Here is a 2,899-nt window from a genome sequence, read left to right as displayed (position 1 = left end):
CGTTTATTTCCGCTACGGTGGACGCTTTTCGCGGGCATGGCTTCAGTCTCCTCGTCACTGCAAAAACATGTGCTCCTGCGGTTACTCGTCGCAAAGATATAATTCCAAGATAAAGCCTTAGAATCAGTAGTTCTTCAAGAGCTAAACAGTGAAGATGAAAATGTAGTGGAAGCTGACTTTGCAACTATTGAATCATTAGAAGCTAGAGATACTGGAATCATGGACATTGGAGGAATTGAATCATTAACTGCCCTTAATTACTTAGATTTGTCTGGAAACGATATCGACGATTTATCACCTTTACTATCGTTGGAAACTTTATCAGAAGTTCACCTGGGGGACATTTATTTCACAGGTAATATGGACGAGCCTAAGTGGAGTGTACTTGATACACTTGAGGAAAAAGGGGTTGATATTCATGTTCGCATGCGACTATCGTTTGAAGAACATAATGGTCCCTCGGATGGTGTTTTTTACAGAGTTCAAAAAGATGGCCAAACCGTTTATTTACTAGGCTCCATTCATGTAGGAGATCAAACAATATACCCTCTTAACGATAAGATTGATGTCGCATTTGAGGAAGCAGATCATTTAGCCGTTGAAATCGATATATCGAATCTCAATGAAACAGAAGCCTCGCAGATTATAATGCAACAAGGGATATATCTTGATGGTACAATCCTCTCTGACGTACTCGATGAAGAGGTTTTCAATGAAGCGGTGGGTCACATGTCAAGTTTAGGCATAAACGAAGCAATGCTAGATCAATTTCAACCATGGTTGGTTTCCATGATGCTCTCTGAGGTGGCTTTAGAAGGGACGGGCTTGACTGGAGATAATGGGGTTGATCTCCAATTCATTGAGCGCGCAAATGATAAGAATATACCAATCATTAGTCTTGAAACTCTCGAAAGTCAGATTACTGCGATTAGTTCTGCTCCCGAAGTAGAGCAAATTGCTAGTCTAGAAGATACTCTTGACTCACTCGATATATATGAAGAAGAATTAACACAATTGATTCGTATTTGGCGTTCTGGAAACACTGATGCACTTGCTCAGATGCGACAGATGGATCAAAAAAGTTCAGATCATTTAGCGATGGACGAAAGAGACTTAGCGATGACCACTCAAATAGAAGAGTTTTTAAATGCTGACGACGGAGAGACGTATTTTGTAGTGGTTGGTGCCCTTCACTTAGCCGGTGAAAACAGTATTGTCGACTTACTTGAAAAGCGAGGCTATTCAGTTGAACTTCATAATGAATTCAATACAAACTAAATGGTCAGATGATTATTGTTTGTCGAGTGGAACTCTCGTTCATAAGATATTTAAATAAAAGAGGAAGGACAGGTGGAGATACATTAACCATCTGTCCTTCCTCTTTTACAATATTAAATTTCTCCTCATCTCTAAAAAGATCACAGGGTGTCCACAAAAATCACCTTTGGTATCCTTCACACGATTAAAACCTTCCTTTTATAAACCTTAGAAGAAATAGTTAACGGATTCTCATATCCTTTCAATTCCTGTTAGATAAAGCTGTTTACCAATGAACTATATGTATCCTTCCATTCCCTTTTTTTAAGAGTTGTGCACCCCCCCTTTTCAAATAATTTTTCATGTCTGCTTGATCTTTCAGTTCAACAATCAAAATATTGCTTAAAGACATTCGATAATTTTCAATTGTATTGGAAAAAATTAATTTGCACAGAATACTTTAGTAAATCAAAATAACTAGGAGGAAAAACAAATGAAAGAAGTGTTTACAGCTACAGTTACTGCAACCGGTGGACGTGAAGGACGCGTACGTTCAGAGGATGGCGTACTTGACATTGCTTTGGCAATGCCGGGTGTCAAAGAAGGAACAACGAATCCGGAACAACTTTTTGCAGCGGGCTATGCCGCTTGTTTTGATTCAGCAATAAGTTTGGTGGCGCAAAAAGAAAAAATTAAACATGGCGGGTCCGAGGTAACAGCCCATGTCACACTGAATCAAGATGAGGATGGTTATGCACTTTCCGTCAAATTGGATGTATTAGTTCGCGAAGTAGACAAGGATGTAGCCCAAAAGCTTGTGGAAGCGGCTCATAAAGTGTGTCCATATTCACGTGCGATAAAAGGGAACATCACGGTGGACGTCGATGAACGAACTGCATAAAAAATTCAAGACACGCGTGATTATCTTATGGATAAGGATGACTATTTAATACCTATTATAAATATATGAGATATAATAGCGGCCGGAAATTATATCTTCGGCCGCTATTCATGTTTATTTTAAACAATGAAGCTTCTAAAAATGGCTTTATACACAGAATCCTTTGTGGTGTGAATGTTTTCTGATTATTATTTTAAATCCACTCTAAAATTTCAATTCTATTACCAAACGGATCACTTAGATAAATTCTATTTGCTCCTGGCAAATCCTCATCGACAATAAAGCTAACATCATTTTTCAATAAGTGCATTTTTAGTGCTTCTATATGTTCAACTTGAAAAGCAGGATGTGCTTTTTTAGCTGGTGCAAATGGTTCTTCAATCCCTATATGCACTTGATAGCTCGCAAACTCAAACCAAACTCCACCTCTATTTTTTAACATTTCCGGTTTTTCTATTTCTTGAAATCCTAAGATATCACCAAAAAAACTTTTCGCTATTTCTTCTGAACCTTTAGGAGCAGCAAGTTGAATATGATCAATTGATTTAAACATGAATGACATGGTTATTCCCCCTTGTATCGTCTTAATCCATTTTATCAAAAAGTGATAATGATTTGAAAAATTAATTATAATTATGCATATGAATCAATTTCATAATAAAAAATCTAGCAATAAAATCCGAACAAAGTTGATTTCTGCTCCATGCGGACGCTTTCCGTGGGGCGGGGCTTTCAGCTCGT

3 protein-coding genes are annotated in these 2,899 nt (G+C 37.8%); 2 read left to right on the top strand and 1 reads right to left on the bottom strand.

Translation table 11 applies throughout. From position 1 onward, the window contains the following. Window positions 1-165: 165 nt before the first annotated feature. Window positions 166-1,278: a TraB/GumN family protein gene (locus B371_RS0100815; protein WP_019412449.1), complete on the top strand. Its 1,113-nt coding sequence runs from the start codon at window positions 166-168 to the stop codon at window positions 1,276-1,278. A gap of 472 nt (window positions 1,279-1,750) precedes the next feature. After that, the gene (locus B371_RS0100810; protein WP_019412448.1) at window positions 1,751-2,158 is read left to right on the top strand and encodes an organic hydroperoxide resistance protein; all 408 of its coding nucleotides are present in this window, start codon (window positions 1,751-1,753) and stop codon (window positions 2,156-2,158) included. A gap of 193 nt (window positions 2,159-2,351) precedes the next feature. Here the strand turns inward: B371_RS0100810 and B371_RS0100805 are convergent, their stop codons facing one another. Beyond that, the gene (locus B371_RS0100805) at window positions 2,352-2,720 is read right to left on the bottom strand and encodes a VOC family protein (protein ID WP_019412447.1); all 369 of its coding nucleotides are present in this window, start codon (window positions 2,718-2,720) and stop codon (window positions 2,352-2,354) included. Between the last annotated feature and the right edge of the window lie 179 nt (window positions 2,721-2,899).

This window comes from Paenisporosarcina sp. TG20, from assembly GCF_000286315.1.
In the GTDB taxonomy this organism is placed as follows: domain Bacteria; phylum Bacillota; class Bacilli; order Bacillales_A; family Planococcaceae; genus Paenisporosarcina.
Note: the sequence above shows the minus strand (reverse complement) of the source record. Positions and strands in the feature narration are given on the sequence as shown.